Below are 17457 nucleotides of genomic sequence, written 5' to 3'. Positions count from 1 at the left end.
TGCAGTCGAGCATGCTTAAACCGGGCGGTGCACCAGAACCGGAATGCTGCTGTTGACCAGTACGCGCTGGGTCTCGCTGCCCAGCAAAATGCCGGCAATGCCCTTGCGGCCGTGTGATGCCATGCAGATCAGATCGCAGTTACCCTCCTGCGCCTGCTTGATGATGGCCTGATTGATGGAGATATTCGTGACCCGCACCGTCTGGCAGGCCACGCCCTCGGTCTTGGCAATGTCCAGGGCAGCTTGCAACACCTGATCTGCTTCCTTCTGGGCGCTCTTGTCGAACTCTGCAGAGTTGTAGGCGATCAGCGCCTCGGCTCCGTAAATCATGGCTGCGTAATCCGGCATCACATACAGCGCCGTCACCTGTGCGCCTTGTTCCTTGGCCAGTTGTATGCCCGCGCGCAGCGCGGCCTCAGAGAGCTTAGAGCCGTCCGTAGGAATCAAAATGTGCTTGAACATATCCAGCCTCCTTGCGCATAGGTGCGCGTCTTGTTGCCAAATCAATTCGATCGATCACCGAACTCATACTCACACTCCAGGGCTGCTAATGCAACACCTTGAAATGAGTATTCAGACGGTTTCTTGATGGAAATCAAATTCATGAGGTTGCAAGTAAAAACCGCCTCAAGCCCTTATCCATAAAGCGTTGAAAGCTATCAAAAGTAGATTTTCCGAAGGTCTTGCGCAGCCTGCTCTGCGGCTGTTGCCGGTCGGCAGGCTGGACTGGCTCTCGCGGTGCTGGGAGTAGGCTGTTGCCAGTTTGGCCAGTTTGGCCAGTTGGGCATCGGTCGAGCCGATGGTCTCGCCGTCGGCAATGCGCCATGGCAGGCTGTCGAAGGAGGCCTGCCTCAGCTCGGTCACAATCGGCTGTATATGGCGCAGGGTGGGCGACCGTAATTCAGGTTCGGCAGGTGGCTGCTGTGCGCTCATCTATCGGCATCGCCCTGTATCAAGGTCATGAACGCAGTGCGGTGCACTTGCGCCTCAGCCTTCGCGACTAGATTGAAGGTCAGCTCCATGCGCCGAATGCCGGCAGCCTGCTGTGAATGACCTCCATGCGCTGAACGGCATCTATATAAGCCAGTTTGAAGGCAAGCGCCTTCTTGCCTGTAAGGGCCATGACCAGCAGCGTAAGGCCATCACGGACGATGCGGTAATCGGGGTGTGTGCGCCCTGCGGATCCAGTGAATTCGGCCGGGGCGTGGAGTCCTTTGAGAGTGCTAATCAGATTTCAACTGCGGCCCTTGCCGTTGGGTTGGGCGTGGGCTCGCCAATCTTGTGCAAGGTGTTGCGGTCGGTATGGGCAAAAGGCTCGCTCTGGCCGGGGATGGTCAGCGTGGTTTCCTGCTCGTACGACCAGGTGCCGTCCGAGTGCTTGGTGATGGTGATGGTATAGGCGTCGGTTCTGAAGGCGTGCTCCAGAAACGGGTTGCTGGAGATACCGTTGACGGTGGAGCCGCGCTCGGCCCTGAGGGTGAAGCTGGTGGCGTCAGCCGTGGTCTTGCCCGTGGCCATGGCGGTCTGTCCGCGCGGGATGGTCAGGGTCTGGATGATGTTGCCGGTGGCAGGCTCCCACAGCCAGTAACCGACCTGGTCGTGAAAGGTTTCCACATCGTCGGGCTTGACGATGCGTGTGTGGTAGCGCAGGCCATAGAAGAGCTGTGGCCCGTTGGTTTGCGCATCGATGGGCTGGCACTCCATGTGCTCGATAAAGGCCTGCTTTTCGGGGCCGTCAGCCTTGGGGTTGATGTCCAGGCCGCGCTTGCCGATCCAGATACCGGCCATGCCGGTGAGGGGGCCGAGGTTGGCCAGGGTATTCACATCGGGCGTGGGCTCGGTGTAGATGTCTTTGGGAAAGTTTTCCATATCGTGTAACGGGCTTTCACTTTGAATCTGTTGAAGCCAGTTTACAAGCCATGGACTGAGGGGTTCTTGACGGCAGTCAAGCTGTCAGGTGCTTTCTTCGGTGGTGAGCGTAAAGCGTGCACTTTCGCCGCGCTGGGCGGCTTCACGCGTGAGGAAGATCAGCACGCGATAGCTGGCACCACGTTCGATGCGAAAGGTGCAGATGTTGTTGTTGGCCGAGCCTTGGCATAGAGGCTGGGCAGAGCCGTCCTTGAAGACGTTCATCTGACTGGACGGATTGTTGGTGTTGAGCGTGACGGTCATGCGCTGGAAGGGCCGCGTTTCGAGCCCGTATTGCACGATGCCGTTGCCCGTGATCTGGCCGCTGTAGGAGTTGGTGTAGCCGCCCGGGGTTGTAAAGGCGGCCTGTGCCATGGAGCTGCTGCTGAGATGTAGCGTCATGAGACTGAGCAGGGCAGCAGTTGCAAGCATCGGTTGGAAGCGGGTCATGCAACTCTCCTGAATGTGTTGGACAGGATGGCACTCCTGGCGCAGCGACGGGTGTCTATGCCGACAGCCAATTCACCATCCTCCACCGCTGCGCCCTAGCGGCAGGAGACATTGCGCCAACTGAATTTGCCGTCGTTAAAGAACTCTGTCCATACCGACATGATGGGAGCCTGACGGTAAGAGAACGTAATCTGGTTAGGGATCTTTGGCCCTAGTGCGGCAGGCTGTCCATCCTTGTCGAAGACCTTGACGATGTAGAGCGTGACGCCTCCATCCTCGTCAGTGTGCAGGACTACCCGGTAGTCCTTGGTGAAGAGATCCCAGTCGAATTGCTTGGTCACATACGTGTGCAGACGGACAAAAGCGCGGTTCGCGTTCTTGGCGGCAGGATTAACTTTTCTCATGACGACACTCCCTGTTGCTCAACGACTTGCCGCAGGACCTGCGAGCTGACATTTCATTGCATTTGACTGATGTTGTATCAAGAGGATGTAAGGAAGTATGTAGGCACTTACAGATCGCGCTAATGGACAGAGCAGATCTGCTGTGTGAGCTTCTCTGAAGCGCAGGGGAGGTGCTTTGCCGGTGCCGCTGTCATCTTTTCTTGATGAAGTGGCCGTGCTAAGTAACTGAGTGAAAAGATAGATTTTTTTAATGAAATCTATTCTGAGCCGGCATGGGTTTGAACGTAAAAATTGCCTGATGATGACAATTTTGAGAGAGGCGCATTGAATTTCAGGATGACGATGCTCTGGCCTGAGTCAACGAAAGCAGGGCTGAATCGCCTTGCCTGAATTCCAACAGGCAAGTCATCGGTAGGTGCTCCCGAAATACTAGGCAATGCGGTGGCTGAGCAGCTGGCAAGCGTCCAAAAGCCAGCTTATCCAATCCTTGAGATATGTCACCGTGCAGGCTCAGAGTTCACCGTGGCTCTGGCAAGTCTCGCTCTGCCAGTTGTCTCTCAGGCCGGTCGTCAAGCAGTGTTAAACCCTGAACCTATTGGTGATGTAGATTTTGTTTCTGCTGCACTTTTCGGTAAATTGGGCGTAGGAAAATTCTGATTTTTGATGCGCAAGTGGCGATCTAGCCCTGTGCCCTACTGAATTCAAAAAAAGCCCATGTCCCACCACCTGCAATACACTTTTGCCTCCCGTCTAGATGCCTGGATCAGGCATATGAAGCTGGCCAAGCCTTGCCATACGCAGCAGATGGCTTATGAGTTGGTGATCGACAGCTGGGTGCAAACCAATGCAGAGCTTGGTGCTTCGCAGGAATTTTTGAAGGCCTTGCGCCGGCGTCGGCTGTGCGAGGAGCATGGCTGGCGGGGGGTGAATACGAGCGTTGCGCACTGGGATCTGGATGATGCACACACTGTGCGGATCTATCTGCACGAAGACGGCTCCATCGTGGTGCAGCAAATGGACTCGCAGAATCTCCAGATTCTGTTCACCTTGCCTGGGCATCGTGAGCGATTGGGAGAAGTATCGGAGCGATGTGCCTAGCAGCCAAAAAAATGCCCGCGCAAGGCGGGCAAGTTTTGGGGTCCTCTCGATCCGGTTCTGCAGCTCACACAGTCAATGCATTTGAATAGTTGGCAGAGGCGTTACTTTGGCCTCAATCGCCGTTTATCGCTCTTGCACTGTTGCTGACGCGTTTGAACGGTTGACAGGTTGCCCCATCGGGTGCGGCCAGCAGCTCCTGACTGGCTGGCCTGCATTTTGCAGCCATGACTTGCAAGTCGCTTGCCCATCTTGTACCGAGGCAAGCGTGCAAGATGCAGGACTGCTATTCGATATTTTTGGCTCCTTAATGTTTGCCGGTGGAGGCGGGCCGGTGTACCAGCACCGGGACATGGCTGTGCGTCAGGACGCGCTGGGTTTCGCTGCCCAGCAAAATTCCGCCTATGCCTTTGCGACCGTGTGAGGCCATGCAAATCAGATCGCACTGCAATTCCTGCGCCTGGTGAACAATGGCTTGGTAAACAGAGGCGTGGGTGACTCGCACAAAGTTGCAGGGTACGCCTTCAGGTCTGGCAATCTGGTCAACGAACTGCAAAGCCGCATCTGCATCGCTGTTGGCACTTCGCTCGAACTCTGTGCTGTTGTAAGTCAGCAGTGCGTCTGCGCCGTAGATGATGGCGCGGTAATCGGGCATGACATAAAGGCCGGTCACCTTGGCGCCTTGTTCACGCGCAAGCAGAACGCCAGCACGCACGGCAGCCTCTGACAGTTTGGTGCCATCGGTGGGAATGAGCAGGTGCTTGAACATGTTCAGCCTCCTGATGCCGGAAGATGTGCCTGAGAATCAATTTATTCCAATATTTCGAGCTGCGCAATGCCTAGTTCTTGAATGCAGCAGAGTTGTAGACAGGAGGTAAGACTCTGTAACGGGGTCGATCGCGTCGAGTTGTCTCATTCCTCGGGCGAAGGAGGAACGCGATTGAGGATTTCGCCAGTGGCCTCTATCTCGAACTGCTGTGGATTGAGCCAGTTGACCTCCTGATGATCGGCAGTTTCAAAGTAAATGGCAGACGGTCGTATGGAGACGCCATGCGGCATGTCGACCTCATCAAAACTCTGATAGACCAGAATCAGGCGCAGGTCTCCATTGGCGTCTTTGGCCTGTATGTGCTGCAAGAGCTTGCGGTAGGCACTCATAAGACGCCCTCATTGACATGTGTATATGAATGTTTCCACTGTCGAAGAGGTGCTGCAATACCCTGATCCGGGTATCCGTTCTGACGCATATTCGCGCCTGACAAGGAGTTTAGAAGGCTGCGAGGCTTGTGCGAAATGCGTTCCGGCGGACAGGCACAGGCAGAACATCAGCAAATAATTTACATGGCGATCCAGATCGTTCGGCGCCAATACGGAGGGCCTGCTCTGGCGACATCGAGTTTTTGCCTATGCACTGCTGGCAGAGTTGTCTGGCGCCATATCTGCCGGCCGATGGGCCAAGAGCGTTGATGTGGCTTCCTGTTGGATGCAATGGAAGCTTTGTTGCATCGCCTGCAGGCCTATCGCGGGTCGGGCTCGGAGCTGCACGAGTGCAAGCAGTCAAACCTCACTGAGCTTTCAGACTTGCGGGGCTGCTTGCTCATGGAGTGCCATAGGCTCCAGCGCGGCACAGACATCGGCCATGCGTCCGCAGATCAGCAGGCATTCGGGCTGACTGCGCGGCTCACGCTGCACGATCTTGAGAAGTCGTGGAGAAGCTGCTTGCCTAGACTCGTCGGTTATTGGCGATTGCAGCTCTGGTGTCGCTGCAAAGGCCTGAGGACAAAGCGTATTGCTGCCTAGACGAATGCGGCCGCGGTTGGCGCGCATGACAGGAATGCTGATCTGCTTCGCCTTTGGGCGATTGGTAGTGAAGGATACAGGTTCTGCAGCGGCTTCGCTTGCATCATCAGAGCAGAAGTTCGGGTTGAGCGACAGCGTGGCAGGCTGCCCTTTAAGGGTCAGGCGTGTCAAAGCCTGCAGTGATGTGGCGAATCCCATTTGGCAACTCCTCTTGATGACCTTGCGGCATGGATAAGGGCAGGATTGCGTTTTTCAGGCAAAGCTCCGCCCAGGGCGAAGCTCAACGGCTGCGCGCCTACCACCTGGGCTTGAGAGGGAAAGAGGCCCGGTGCCTCCGCTGCATAGGCGGAGGGACGCCGTCTGCCCGTTACATGAACATGCTGTTGCGGATAAGGCCTACGGCCAGGCCTTCGATGGCGAATGGCTCTTCAGGATCGACGTGAATGATCTTGTAGTCGGGGTTCTCGGGCAGCAGCTCGATGCCTTGAGGTGTGCGCTTGAAGCGTTTGACGGTCACGTCGTCACCGAGGCGGGCCACCACAATCTGGCCGTTGCGCGCTTCATGCGTAGCCTGTACCGCCAACAGGTCGCCGTCCATGATGCCCGCGTCACGCATGGACATTCCGCGGACCTTGAGCAGGTAATCGGGCTTGGCGGCAAACAGGCTGGGCTCGACCGAATAGCTCTGATCGATATGTTCCTGGGCCAGAATAGGCGAGCCGGCAGCGACGCGGCCGACCAGGGGAAGCACCAGCGGGGCCAGGGCTGTGAGCGGCAGCGCAAAGCTGGCACCGCGTGCAGCATTGATGGTGCGCACGGTATCGGCGCGCAGGCGAATGCCGCGCGATGTGCCGCTGACCAGATCTATGACGCCCTTGCGGGCCAGTGCCTGCAAATGCTCTTCTGCAGCATTGGCCGACTTGAAGCCAAAGGTGCTGGCAATCTCGGCCCGGGTAGGGGGCGCACCCGTGCGAGCGATGCTGGACTGGATGAGGTCCAGAATCTGCTGCTGGCGGGGAGTGAGCTTGGGGTGGTCCATGGGCATTCCTTGATCGATCGATGATGAATACTGTGTGTTCATCCAGTACCTGTATTTTTAATCAGTTTGAAGAGGACTGCAAGTGGAACGTGACAAAAATATCGTCATTCTGGGCACCGGTGGCACGATTGCCGGTGTCGCCGAGCAGGCGGGCACCAGTGTGGGCTACCGTGCGGCCCAACTGGGCGTGGCTCAGCTGCTGCAGGCCGTGCCGGACCTGGAGCGCGTTGCTTCTGCATCGCTGCAGGTGGAGCAGCTGGCGCAGCTGGACAGCAAGGATATGGATCACGCGACCTGGCATGCACTCGCGCTGCGATGTGCCGAGCTGCTCGCTCGTGATGACGTGAGCGGCATCGTGATCACCCATGGCACCGACACGCTGGAGGAAACCGCCTGGTTTCTGCAATGTGTTCTGCACCCGGCAAAGCCCGTGGTGCTGACCTGCGCCATGCGCCCGGCCACAGCCATTTCGGCTGACGGCCCCGGCAATCTGCGCGATGCCGTGGCCTGTGCGGCCGACATGCAGGCTGCTGGCCGCGGTGTGCTTGCCGTGGTGGCGGGCCGGGTGTTCAGTGCACGCCAGGTGCGCAAGGTGCATCCTTATCGTGTGGATGCCTTCGATGGCAGTGGTGCCGGCCCGCAGGGCTGGGTGGAAGAGGGGCGGCTGCGCTGGGCAACAGGCGGGCTGCCGGTCGTTGCGGCCAGCTCCACTGCAATCGCTTTACCGCCCGCAGATCACTGGCCCCTGGTGGAGCTGCTGCACAGTCATGCGGGCTGCAACAGTGCCGTAGCTCTGGCGGTGATGCAGGCCTGGTATGCGGCAGGCGTGCGTGCCGTGGTGGTGGTGGGCACGGGCAATGGCACGGTCCATCAGGCATTGGGGTCAGCCCTGGACTGGGCGCAGGCGCAGGGCATGGCTTTGCGCATCACGACCCGGTGCGAGGAGGGGCAGGTGGTGCAGGCCGAGGGAGCGGGGGATGGCCGTGTGAGCAGCCTGCCGGCGGCCAAGGCCAGAATCAGCCTGATGCTGGAGCTGATGGGCTGGCCTCACGCATTGGATTGATGCTCTTGTTATGAGAGCTGCTAGCCCTCATTGATAAAGAGTATTTATGGTGTTTTGCTCTGAAATCCAATGAATGTAGGCGCGGGAAGCTATGAATATTGATGGCTCCAGCGCCATCCCTGGTACAGCTTTTCCGCACCGGACTGATGTCGGCCGGAAGGCCGGGAGCGCGAGCTTCAAAAACAAAAAAGGCCGGTGAAGACTCCGGCCTTTTTTGCCCAGAGATGCCTGGCCGCGAAAGTCGGCAAGGCTCCATGAGCGAGTGATCAGGGCGATCAGGAAGCCAGAGCGGCCAGAGCGCGTTCGGTGATTTCTTCCACGCTGCCTGTGCCGCTGATGGCGCGGTACTTGGGGGCCGCTGCTGCATCGGCCTTGGCCCAGTTGCTGTAGTAGTCCACCAGAGGACGTGTCTGGCTGCTGTAGACGTCCAGGCGCTTCTTGACGGTTTCTTCCTTGTCGTCTTCGCGCTGAACCAGGTCTTCACCGGTCACGTCGTCCTTGCCTTCCACCTTGGGAGGGTTGAACTTGACATGGTAGGTGCGGCCCGAGGCGGGGTGGCTGCGGCGGCCGCTCATGCGTTCGATGATGGCGTCGAAGGGCACGTCGATTTCCAGCACATAGTCCAGCTTCACGCCGGCGGCCTTCATGGCGTCGGCCTGGGGGATGGTGCGGGGGAAGCCGTCAAACAGGAAGCCCTTGGCGCAGTCGGGCTGAGCAATGCGTTCCTTGACCAGGTTGATGATCAGATCGTCGCTGACCAGCTGGCCGGCGTCCATCACGGCCTTGGCTTGCAGACCCAGAGGGGTGCCAGCCTTGACGGCGGCGCGCAGCATGTCGCCCGTGGAGATTTGAGGGATACCGTACTTTTGGCAAATGAAGGCCGCCTGAGTGCCTTTGCCGGCGCCGGGTGCACCCAACAAAATCAGTTTCATGGAAATCCTTGAGGAGAGTAGAAATTCTTGCTGGCCCAGGCAGACGGGTGGTCGTCCGTAGTCCCCGGGCCGTATTTTTTCGCGGGCAAGGATAGCACGCACAAGACCAACACAGGCTTACACAATTCAGTCAAGGCTGTCACAAGTGCGGCCAATTGAAGGCATGTATCCGCTGCAAACGCGATTGCTGTAGTTGTAATCCAGGTGCCGAAGCCGTTACATATGCTATTCGGACTATGCGGAAAGTATAGCGATCAGCGCTTTCCTGGACTGGCCCAGGGCCCTTTGGGGTTGCTCTGGCCGACGGGGCTGCTGCCGGCTTGATGCCTGAGCAGCCCTGGAAGAAGACGGCCTGCGGACCGGTGTCGCCAAAGTGCGCAGGTCTTTTTCTCAAACAGCAAAAACAGCGCGCACGCGCTCCAGGTCTTCGGGCGTGTCGACGCCGGCACCCGGTGCATCGGGCGTGATATGCACGGCAATGCGGTGGCCGTGCCAGAGGGCGCGCAGCTGCTCCAGCTGCTCCATGGCTTCGGTCGGTGCAGGTGCCAGTTGCGGGAACTCGCGCAGAAAACCGGCCTTGTAGCTGTAGATGCCAATATGGCGCAGCGGTGTGAAACCTGTGTGACCGGCCCTGGGGGCCGCCGTCTGCCACCAGGCTTCATCGCCGTGGTCGCGTGCGCAGGGGATGGGGGCGCGGCTGAAATAGCTGGCCAGACCCTTGGCGTCACAGACCACCTTCACCACGTTCGGGTTGCGGTAATCCGTCAGGCTATCAATAGGATGAGCTGCCGTGCCCATGCTGGCTTCAGGACGGGCCAGCAGCAGTTGCGCCACAGCCTCGATCAGCTTGGGGTCGATCAGCGGCTCGTCGCCCTGCACATTGACGACCACATCGTCACCGGACAGGCCCAGTTGCGCACAGGCTTCGGCCAGACGGTCGCTGCCGCTTGGATGATCCTTGCGGGTCAGGATGGCCTGGACGCCATGCCGGGCACAGGCCGCCACAATGCTCTCGTCGTCGGCCGCCACCACGCAGCGGGCTGTGCCGGCCAGAGCTGCGCGCTGGGCCACGCGCACCACCATCGGCAAGCCGGCAATATCGGCCAGGGGTTTGCCGGGCAGACGGGTCGAGGACAGTCGGGCCGGGATCAGTACCGTATAGCTCATGGCTTATTGCTTTTCTTCTTCCAGCTCGTCGTCGGACAGGGTGCGGGCTTCGTTTTCCAGCAGCACAGGGATGCCGTCGCGCACGGGATAGGCCAGACGCGCGCTGTGGCTGATCAGTTCCTGATGCTCGCGGTCAAAGCGCAGCGGGCCCTTGGTGACGGGGCAGACCAGCAGTTCGAGAAGTTTGGCGTCCATGGGATATTCCTGCAAAACGGGATGAGGGCGCCAGCAGGGGGCTGGCGCAGCAAAAAGGGGGGATCAGCCGAGGCCGATCCATAGGCTCAATGATAGTCAGGCTGGCTTGCCATCGCGGCGAATATTGGCGTTGGCCTTGGCCAACTGCGCGTCCAGCAGCTCCCAGAAGGCCTGCGGCAGCTGCAGTTGCAGGGGCACGGCCCAGGCTTCGGGATGCCTGCGCCAGAGCTTGACGGCGTCTTTTTCGGTGCAAATCAAGGGTTTGTCGTTTCCCAGCTTGCGCGAGAAGCTCTCGAAATCATAGTGATCGGGCAGGGCCTGGGTTGCCGCCGCAGTGATGCCCTGGGCGGCCAGCATGGCAAAAAAGGACTCGGGGCGTGCCACGGCGGCCACGGCCTCCGGGCTCTGGTCAGCCAGGCTGCGCAGCGGGATGCTCTGGCCATGGCCGTTGTGGGCAGTGTCGGCCAGGCTGCGCTGCAGCGCGAACGTCGGGGCCGTGCCCGGAGGCCTGGGCGGCTGGCCTGCATGCAGTGTGGCCGTCACCGGGCGGGGCCAGGGCTCGCGCAACGGGCCTGCGGGCAGCAGAAAGCCGTTTCCGACTCCTTCATCATTGAAGACGCACAGCTCCACATCGCGTGCCAGGGCCAGATGTTGCAGGCCGTCGTCGCTCACGATCACATCGACCTGCGGGTAGCGCTGGCGCAGCACTTGCGCCGCTTCCAGGCGTCTGGAGGCGACAAAGACCGGTACGCCGGTGCTGCGCGCCAGCAGGGCGGGCTCGTCGCCGACTTCGCTGGCGGGGCTGTCCGGCAGGGCCTCGCGGCAATCCTGCCCGTTCTCGATCCTGCGGCCATAGCCGCGCGAGATGATGGCCGGCTGCCAGCCTCCGGCCTTGAGGTGGGCCACCACGGCCTGAGTCACAGGGGTCTTGCCCGCGCCGCCCGCAATCACATTGCCGATGACGATGACTGGCAGCCCCGTGCTTTGCTGGTGGCTGCGCATGCGCCTGGCGTTCCAGGCCTGCAGCACTCCATAGAGTAGCGATAGCGGCCACAGCAGCCAGGCACCCGCTCCACGCTGGCGCCAGAGGGCGCGCAAGCCATGTTGCGAGGAGGATGCTTGGGCGGTGTTTTGAGGCATAGGGGTTGGGATCATACGGGCGCGGCCGGAGTTCCCGCAGCCAACGGGCCTGCGTGATGCGCAAATACCTGGGCCCTGATCCCGAGAGCTCGGGATCAAAAACTGCCAAACAGGCTGCCCAGCGCCACGATGACGGCAAGGGCAGCGACGGCCGGGACGATAGCCACCATGGCAATGTCCAGATAGGACTGGCGATGCGTGAGCCCACAGATGCCCAGCAGGGTGATGACGGCGCCGTTGTGCGGCAAGGTGTCCAGTCCGCCCGTGGCGACGGCCGTGACGCGGTGCAGCAACTGGGGCGACAGGCCGGCGGCCTCACCCATCTGCAGCCAGGTGCTGCCCAGGGTCTGCAGTGCAATACTCATGCCGCCCGAGGCCGAGCCGGTGATGCCGGCCAGAATATTGATGGCGATCGACATCGAGATCAGCGGGTTGTCCGGGTAGATGTTCAGCACCGCATCGCGTATCAGCGTGAAGCCTGCCAGCGAGGCGATGACAGCACCATAACCGACCTGAGAGGCCGTGTTCAGCAGCGGCAGGGCCGAGGCGCTGGCACCTTCGTCGAGCAGTTGCTTGAGCTGTGGCAGGCGGCCCCACCACAGGGCAACCAGCAGGCAGATTGCCGCGGTCAGGGCCGCAATCACGGCCCAGATGCCACGCAGCGCCTCGATGCTGGTGGCACCGAAACGGGCTTCGGCCAGATAGCGCGTGTCCAGACCTGCAAGCACATGCACCGATAAAAGATAGTTCAGAGCGATCACCACGGCAACAGGCAGCAAGGCCTTGCCCAGCTCCAGATGGCTGGGGGCGGCCTCTGCTGCTGGAGCAAGTTCGTCCGCCGGCTGCTGGGCTTCATCCTCGGCGGTAAAGCCTTCGCCTCTGGAGCGCGCCTGCGCGCTGCGCCAGTGCAGCCACCACAGGCCGAGCATCAGCATCACGGCTGCGGCGATCAGGCCCAGTCCCGGCGCGGCAAACGGCGTGGTGCCGAAATAGGGCATGGGGATCGCGTTCTGGATGGCCGGCGTGCCGGGCAGCGCCGTCATGGTGAAGGTAAAGGCTCCCAGCGCAATCGTGGCCGGCATGAGGCGGCGCGGGATGTCGGCACGCCGGAAAAGCGCCTGGGCGATGGGGTACACCGCAAAGGCCACGACAAACAAGGAAACACCGCCGTAGGTGAGAACGGCGCAGGCCAGCACCACGGCGAGTATGGCGCGCCGCTCGCCCAGTGCTGCCGCAATGCCCTGGGCAATGATGTGAGCCGCCCCCGAGGCTTCCATCAGCTTGCCGAAGACCGCGCCCAGCAAGAACAGCGGAAAGTAGGCGATGACAAAGCCGCCAAGGCTGACCATGAAGATCTGGGTGTAGCTGGCCAGCATCAGCTCCGGTGCACCGAAGGCCACGGCCAGCAGGGCTGTCAGTGGTGCCAGCAGCAGCACACTGACGCCGCGATAGGCCAAAGTGATGAGCAGACCGAGTGAAAGAACGATGCCCAAAATGCTGATCACATGCACCTCTCTAAGCAAACCGTGCAGTCACGGCGTTCAATTCAAAAGCAGCGCAGCCTGTGCCAGGGCTGAGGCGGTACAGCCTCGTGGCAAGCCCATTGCGCCGCGTCATCGCGACACAGGTATGACAGCCGCCATCGTCTTTGATTCGCCGGCTTGCGTCGCTCAGGTCCCGAAGGGACGGCTGCCCAGCGTTTCCACCACATGGTCCACAAAGCAGGTGATGCGCGCCGCCAGTGCGGTGTTTCGATAGTAGACCGCATTGACGGGCTGGCAGATGTCCAGTGTCTGCTTGCCGAACAGCTGCACCAGATTTCCTTGCTCGCGGTCTGCGCGGGTCATGAAGTCCGACAGGCAGACGATGCCCAGGCCGGCCAGCGCCATTTGCCGGAGTGTCTCGCCGCTGGAGGAGGCAATGTCCGGGCGAATGCGCACGGCGTTGCCGTCGGCGTCGCGCAGCGGCCAGTCGTTGAGCGACTCGGGCTGGGTAAAGCCCAGCAGGCTGTGCTGGGCGAGCTGTGTCGGACTGGCGGGCATGCCATGGCGCTTGAGATAGGCCGGGCTGGCCAGCACGCGAATGCGACTGATGCCCACAGGACGGGCGTGCAGCGTGGAGTCCTTGAGCACGCCGATGCGAAATGCCACATCGGTGCGCCTTTCGAGCAGGTCGATGATGCCTTCGTTGGAGTTCAGCTCCAGTTCCACCTCGGGGTAGCGCGCACGAAATCCTGCAATCAGCGGCACCAGCACATGCAGCATGAAGGGGGTGGCCGCATCGACACGCAATCTTCCCGCCGGCCGCATGCGCCGCGCCGCCATCAGCTCCTCCGCTTCGTCCACCGATGCCAGTATGGCGCGGGCATGCTGCAAGAAGGTGGCGCCTTCCTCGGTCAGCTCCAGGCGTCTGGTGGTGCGGCGCAGCAGCGTGGTCTGCAGCTTTTCTTCCAGGCGCCCCAGCGTGCGGCTGGTAGCCGAAATTGTGAGGCCCAGCAGCTCCGAAGCGGCCGTGATGGACCCCGTGTCCACGACGGCCACAAAGGCCTGCAATTCATCGAGCGTGGTCTTCATTGTTGAATTCAGTTCAAGAAAATTGAGGGGGTGCCAGGCTTGATCTGCAAATATCAACTGTGTGCACCGCCTTGGGAGCTCGTCTGTGGCTCTGTTCGCCCCGGTCACCGGCGCATTGCCGAATTCACCTCTGTGGAACGACTGTTGGTGATTGCCGATGGCTCCCAAGCCTGCACTCCCGCAGCGGGCATGGCAGTCATGTCTGCTGGGGCACGTGTTGCCATCAAAGATGATGAAGACTGGTCACTGCTGGCGCAAGAATCGAGTTTTTATATTTGATTTTATTTCAAAAGGATTTGTGAAATACAGGGCTTAATCTACAAATATGGGTTGGGCAAACTTCAGGCATCGGAAAAGCCTGGCCTGATAGCAGACATGCAAGCTCAGGACTGGCTGCCGTCTTCAATCTCATTCAGGAGTTATTTCATGAGCCATATTCCTTCCTTCGGGGTCGGCACCTTTCGCCTCTCCGGTCAGACCGTGATCGATTCCGTGCGCAATGCACTCGATGTGGGTTATCGCGCTGTCGACACGGCTCAGATCTATGGCAACGAGGCTGAAGTCGGCCAGGCCATCGCCGAGAGCGACGTGGCACGTGGCGATCTGTTTGTCACCACCAAGATCTGGGTCGAGAACTACAGCAAAGCCAAGCTGATCTCAAGCCTTCAGGACAGCCTGAAAAAGCTGCGTACGGACTATGTGGACCTGACCCTGATCCACTGGCCTGCCCCTGGCAACGGCGTGGAGCTGTCCGAGTACATGGAGGCGCTGGCCGAGGCCAAGGCCCAGGGACTGACCCGCCAGATCGGTATCTCCAACTTCAATATCGAACTGACCAAGCAGGCCATCGCGGCCGTGGGCCAGGGCGAGATTGCCACCAATCAGATTGAGCTGAGCCCCTATCTGCAAGGCTGGAAGTTGACGAGCTTCCTCAAGGAGCAGGGCATTCAGGTCACTTCCTACATGACCCTGGCCTATGGCAAGGTGCTCAAGGACCCGGTGCTGGCGCAGATCGCGGCCAAGCACAACGCCACGGTGGCGCAGGTAGCCCTGGCCTGGGCGCTGCAGCTGGGCTATGCGGTGATTCCCTCGTCGACCAAGCGCGAGAATCTGGCCAGCAACCTGCTGGCGCGCGACTTGAAGCTGGATGCCGAAGACATGGCGCTGATCGCTGCGCTGGAGCGCAACGGCCGTGAAGTCAGCCCCGATGGCCTGGCTCCTGTGTGGGACTGATAGTGGTGCCGTATTAGGCGCTTAACCGGGCCGCTTGGGCTGCCAATCCTGCCGCAGCGTGCAGGCCAGAGTACTCTGGCGACGTTTGCGTTTTCTCTTGAGCCAGCGTTCTAGCTTTTTCGCTTGATCCGGTGTGGAGATCAGGCGCAGGTTCTGGCGTAGCAGGCTTTCGCTGGCGGCAAGATCATTCAGCTCTCCGAGAGGTTGCTGGATGTTCTTGAGGCGTTTGAGCAGACGGTGATGATCTTTGGGCAGCAGAGGTCCGAATAGCTCCAGCAGATAACGAGTTTTCTTGCCAGCTTTTCTGACATCGTGAAATGCTTCGATATCTGGCTTGTTCGCTGTTATCGCCCGCTTGATGCATCGGTGCAGCTGCTGCCTTGACTTTGCGATCCGTGCTTCGGCAAGTGCTCCCAATCGCCGCTGGCGAGGCTTGGCGCGCAAGCTTGCCTCTGTTTGTGTCAGCGTTTTCAGCAGGCATGTCTGTATATGCGGAGGTGACAGGATTTCTCTGCCAGCCTGCAAGGCCGCCTCGCGAGCGACGTATATTGCGGCAATGCCGGCTGCACTGCATTTGCCATGACGGCTCAGCAGCTCGATCAGAATGTCGTAATCGCGGGCCTTGCCTGCTGCGCCGGCAATCGATTTCAGGTAGCCGCGCTGCCGTGCATATTCCTCGGCGCCCATCAGGGGGCGGTAGAGCCACCATAGTGTCAGCAGGTTGCGCAGCGCAACGCGCAATTGATGAATCCCCTCGGCGGCGGGCTCTCGGGCTATGTGCCGGGCCTGTTCGACTGCCGAGTCGACAAGCGGGGATGCGATAGCTGAAAACGCCACTGCGGCGTCTGGTTTGCCTTTGCCCATACGAACTCCCGGGGCAGTTTTCATGAGGCGGAGACAAGCTTGCGACTAGCAAAGCGATGCTCCGGTCCGCATTGCTCTCGCTGCTGTTTGCCACAGTGTGCCATGTTCCCTGACCTATGTCCGTGGGCAGCTTCTGAATTGCGGCGGGAGCGTTCAGGCCGGTGACTGGCCTGGGCAGTAATGAGTCTGAAGGCTGGGCTTGGCTGCTAAAGGTTGGCAACGAACACGGGCAGGGTCAAGGCTGTTTTTGCACCAGGGCCGTTCGGCCCAGTCTTGCCCCAGTCGGCATTGAGCCAGTCCTTCTTGACGATATGTTCTGCGACGGCGGCGAGCTCTGCAGAGGGGTTAATAGCGCAGCCGAAAGGCAGCCGGCCATGTGTGCTGGAGACAAGACTGAAGCGTAGCTGCCTCGTCTGTGCGTCATGCCAGCAATAGAAAAGCATGGATGGATTTCCGCTCAATTTCTCTCGCCTGGCTGCCATGACCTGGTTGATGAAATCGACAAGAGCTGCAGCACTGAGACCCAGGGACTCGTCATCGCACGGAGAAAAGCACCACAGATTGGACGATGCCTCATGGTTGATGTCGGCGGCGTCGATGACGATCTCGTCATCGCGTGCCATGGACAGCCATCTGCCTAAAGCCGGCGAATCCTTCATCGGGTTCTGTGAATGTCGAGGATGGGTCAATGGAGTTTGCTGTAGTGGTGCTTGTTTTGGCGCAGCGGCTGATGAGCGCATTCTCGAGAAGCTGGTAGCCAGTCATTGTGATGAGAGCTAAGCTTGCGGCCTATACCTCAGGAGTCTCGCATGCCACAGACTATTCGACTGCACCGTGTGATCAAAGCTCCGCCCGAACGCGTCTATCGGGCCTTCACGACCCCCGAAGCCATGGTCAAGTGGTTGCCGCCCCATGGTTTCGCAGCGCAGGTGCATGAATTTGACGCCCGTGTGGGCGGCCGCTATCGCATGAGCTTCATCAATTTTTCCGCCAACAGTCAAAACAGCTTTGGCGGAGAGTTTCTGGAGCTGGTGCCAGGCCAGCGCATACGCCATACCGACCGCTTCGAGGACCCGAATCTGCCGGGTGAAATGATCACCACCGTGAACTTGAAAGCCGTGTTTTGTGGCACCGAGCTGCATGTGGTGCAGGAGGGCGTTCCCGACGTGATTCCCGAGCAGGCCTGCTATCTGGGCTGGCAGGAGTCGCTGCAGCTGCTTGCTCTCCTGGTGGAGCCGACCATCCCTGACGGAGCGTGAAAACGACGCAGAGCGCGACATTGACGACCCGAGCTCAATGCATGGCGTGATCCATGCGTCGGCACCCCAAGAGAGGGGCAGAAACAAAAAAGCCCGCTTTTCAGCGGGCTGTCTTGCTTGCAAGCTCTGGTTTTGCTTGCGATGTTTGGTAGGCGCGATTGGACTCGAACCAACGACCCCCACCATGTCAAGGTGGTGCTCTAACCAGCTGAGCTACGCGCCTGTCGTCGATGGGATGAATTCTAGCAGCGGAAAAATGGTGGTTTGGGCAAAGTCGCGACTTTTTTGCGCCTGAGGCTGAATTTTTTCAAATCCGGCAAGCGGCTCAAGGCTTG

At 59.9% G+C, this 17457-nt stretch carries 23 protein-coding genes and 1 tRNA gene; 5 read left to right on the top strand and 19 right to left on the bottom strand.

Translation table 11 applies throughout. The features are described from left to right. Positions 1–15: 15 nt before the first annotated feature. The 6 genes from EIC84_RS14990 to EIC84_RS14965 form a co-directional block, all read right to left on the bottom strand. Positions 16–462, bottom strand: coding sequence for a universal stress protein (locus tag EIC84_RS14990; RefSeq protein ID WP_003062865.1), 447 nt, complete (start codon positions 460–462; stop codon positions 16–18). Between the two features lie 165 nt (positions 463–627). Further along, positions 628–933, bottom strand: coding sequence for a hypothetical protein (locus EIC84_RS14985; protein WP_003062867.1), 306 nt, complete (start codon positions 931–933; stop codon positions 628–630). 79 nt (positions 934–1012) lie between these two features. After that, the gene (locus EIC84_RS26615; protein WP_370456512.1) at positions 1013–1228 is read right to left on the bottom strand and encodes a Rha family transcriptional regulator; all 216 of its coding nucleotides are present in this window, start codon (positions 1226–1228) and stop codon (positions 1013–1015) included. Beyond that, complete coding sequence (locus EIC84_RS14975) at positions 1228–1869, bottom strand: FABP family protein (protein ID WP_003062870.1); 642 nt, start codon at positions 1867–1869, stop codon at positions 1228–1230. The genes EIC84_RS26615 and EIC84_RS14975 overlap by 1 nt, the downstream gene beginning before the upstream one ends. 84 nt (positions 1870–1953) lie before the next feature. Beyond that, the gene (locus tag EIC84_RS14970; protein WP_003062872.1) at positions 1954–2358 is read right to left on the bottom strand and encodes a hypothetical protein; all 405 of its coding nucleotides are present in this window, start codon (positions 2356–2358) and stop codon (positions 1954–1956) included. A 95-nt stretch (positions 2359–2453) separates the two neighbouring features. Further along, complete coding sequence (locus EIC84_RS14965) at positions 2454–2762, bottom strand: hypothetical protein (RefSeq protein ID WP_003053988.1); 309 nt, start codon at positions 2760–2762, stop codon at positions 2454–2456. A 714-nt stretch (positions 2763–3476) separates the two neighbouring features. On the opposite strand from EIC84_RS14965, the gene EIC84_RS14960 reads away from it, so the two are divergent. Further along, entirely contained in the window at positions 3477–3860 is a 384-nt protein-coding gene (locus EIC84_RS14960) for a hypothetical protein (RefSeq protein WP_003062873.1), read from the top strand. 304 nt (positions 3861–4164) lie between these two features. Here EIC84_RS14960 and EIC84_RS14955 read toward each other — a convergent pair whose 3' ends face one another. The 4 genes from EIC84_RS14955 to lexA all read right to left on the bottom strand — a co-directional run bounded on the left by EIC84_RS14955 (position 4165) and on the right by lexA (position 6696). Next, entirely contained in the window at positions 4165–4626 is a 462-nt protein-coding gene (locus tag EIC84_RS14955) for a universal stress protein (protein WP_003062875.1), read from the bottom strand. A 143-nt stretch (positions 4627–4769) separates the two neighbouring features. Further along, positions 4770–5015, bottom strand: a complete 246-nt coding sequence (locus EIC84_RS14950; RefSeq protein ID WP_003062877.1) for a hypothetical protein — start codon at positions 5013–5015, stop codon at positions 4770–4772. Positions 5016–5432: 417 nt separating this feature from the next. Continuing rightward, positions 5433–5684 carry a hypothetical protein gene (locus EIC84_RS26610; RefSeq protein ID WP_370456505.1) on the bottom strand — a complete coding sequence of 84 codons (252 nt, stop codon included), beginning with the start codon at positions 5682–5684 and terminating at the stop codon, positions 5433–5435. A gap of 340 nt (positions 5685–6024) precedes the next feature. Next, positions 6025–6696 carry a transcriptional repressor LexA gene (gene lexA / locus EIC84_RS14940; RefSeq protein WP_003062881.1) on the bottom strand — a complete coding sequence of 224 codons (672 nt, stop codon included), beginning with the start codon at positions 6694–6696 and terminating at the stop codon, positions 6025–6027. A gap of 82 nt (positions 6697–6778) precedes the next feature. Between lexA and EIC84_RS14935 the strand changes: the two genes are divergently transcribed. After that, complete coding sequence (locus tag EIC84_RS14935) at positions 6779–7759, top strand: asparaginase (RefSeq protein WP_003062882.1); 981 nt, start codon at positions 6779–6781, stop codon at positions 7757–7759. Between the two features lie 275 nt (positions 7760–8034). Here the strand turns inward: EIC84_RS14935 and adk are convergent, their stop codons facing one another. The 6 genes from adk to EIC84_RS14905 all read right to left on the bottom strand — a co-directional run bounded on the left by adk (position 8035) and on the right by EIC84_RS14905 (position 13766). Beyond that, the gene (gene adk / locus EIC84_RS14930; RefSeq protein ID WP_003062884.1) at positions 8035–8691 is read right to left on the bottom strand and encodes an adenylate kinase; all 657 of its coding nucleotides are present in this window, start codon (positions 8689–8691) and stop codon (positions 8035–8037) included. A gap of 390 nt (positions 8692–9081) precedes the next feature. Further along, entirely contained in the window at positions 9082–9858 is a 777-nt protein-coding gene (gene kdsB, locus EIC84_RS14925) for a 3-deoxy-manno-octulosonate cytidylyltransferase (RefSeq protein ID WP_003062887.1), read from the bottom strand. A 3-nt stretch (positions 9859–9861) separates the two neighbouring features. Next, positions 9862–10053: a Trm112 family protein gene (locus tag EIC84_RS14920; RefSeq protein WP_003054006.1), complete on the bottom strand. Its 192-nt coding sequence runs from the start codon at positions 10051–10053 to the stop codon at positions 9862–9864. Positions 10054–10149: 96 nt separating this feature from the next. Beyond that, the gene (gene lpxK / locus EIC84_RS14915; protein ID WP_134737327.1) at positions 10150–11193 is read right to left on the bottom strand and encodes a tetraacyldisaccharide 4'-kinase; all 1044 of its coding nucleotides are present in this window, start codon (positions 11191–11193) and stop codon (positions 10150–10152) included. A 95-nt stretch (positions 11194–11288) separates the two neighbouring features. Continuing rightward, positions 11289–12698: a GntP family permease gene (locus EIC84_RS14910; protein ID WP_003062894.1), complete on the bottom strand. Its 1410-nt coding sequence runs from the start codon at positions 12696–12698 to the stop codon at positions 11289–11291. A 165-nt stretch (positions 12699–12863) separates the two neighbouring features. Beyond that, positions 12864–13766 (bottom strand): LysR family transcriptional regulator, encoded by a 903-nt coding sequence (locus EIC84_RS14905; protein WP_003062896.1) that lies wholly within the window; start codon positions 13764–13766, stop codon positions 12864–12866. A 144-nt stretch (positions 13767–13910) separates the two neighbouring features. Between EIC84_RS14905 and EIC84_RS26540 the strand changes: the two genes are divergently transcribed. Both EIC84_RS26540 and dkgB read left to right on the top strand, forming a co-directional pair. Next, positions 13911–14045 (top strand): hypothetical protein, encoded by a 135-nt coding sequence (locus tag EIC84_RS26540; protein WP_003062898.1) that lies wholly within the window; start codon positions 13911–13913, stop codon positions 14043–14045. Positions 14046–14192: 147 nt separating this feature from the next. Beyond that, positions 14193–14999 carry a 2,5-didehydrogluconate reductase DkgB gene (gene dkgB, locus EIC84_RS14900; protein WP_003062901.1) on the top strand — a complete coding sequence of 269 codons (807 nt, stop codon included), beginning with the start codon at positions 14193–14195 and terminating at the stop codon, positions 14997–14999. Positions 15000–15020: 21 nt separating this feature from the next. On the opposite strand, the gene EIC84_RS14895 is transcribed toward dkgB, so the two are convergent. Next, positions 15021–15863, bottom strand: a complete 843-nt coding sequence (locus EIC84_RS14895) for a CHAD domain-containing protein (RefSeq protein ID WP_034361524.1) — start codon at positions 15861–15863, stop codon at positions 15021–15023. A gap of 206 nt (positions 15864–16069) precedes the next feature. Then, positions 16070–16603 (bottom strand): hypothetical protein, encoded by a 534-nt coding sequence (locus EIC84_RS14890; protein ID WP_237704409.1) that lies wholly within the window; start codon positions 16601–16603, stop codon positions 16070–16072. A 69-nt stretch (positions 16604–16672) separates the two neighbouring features. Here EIC84_RS14890 and EIC84_RS14885 point away from each other — a divergent pair, with 69 nt between their 5' ends. Continuing rightward, positions 16673–17122: an SRPBCC family protein gene (locus EIC84_RS14885; protein WP_003062911.1), complete on the top strand. Its 450-nt coding sequence runs from the start codon at positions 16673–16675 to the stop codon at positions 17120–17122. A 146-nt stretch (positions 17123–17268) separates the two neighbouring features. Here EIC84_RS14885 and EIC84_RS14880 read toward each other — a convergent pair. Then, positions 17269–17345: transfer RNA gene (locus tag EIC84_RS14880), tRNA-Val, on the bottom strand. Between the last annotated feature and the right edge of the window lie 112 nt (positions 17346–17457).

The organism is Comamonas sp. A23 (assembly GCF_004522605.1).
In the GTDB taxonomy this organism is placed as follows: Bacteria; Pseudomonadota; Gammaproteobacteria; order Burkholderiales; family Burkholderiaceae_C; genus Comamonas; species Comamonas thiooxydans.
The sequence above is the reverse complement of the archived record's forward strand: the minus strand, read 5'-3'. Positions and strand labels throughout refer to the sequence as shown.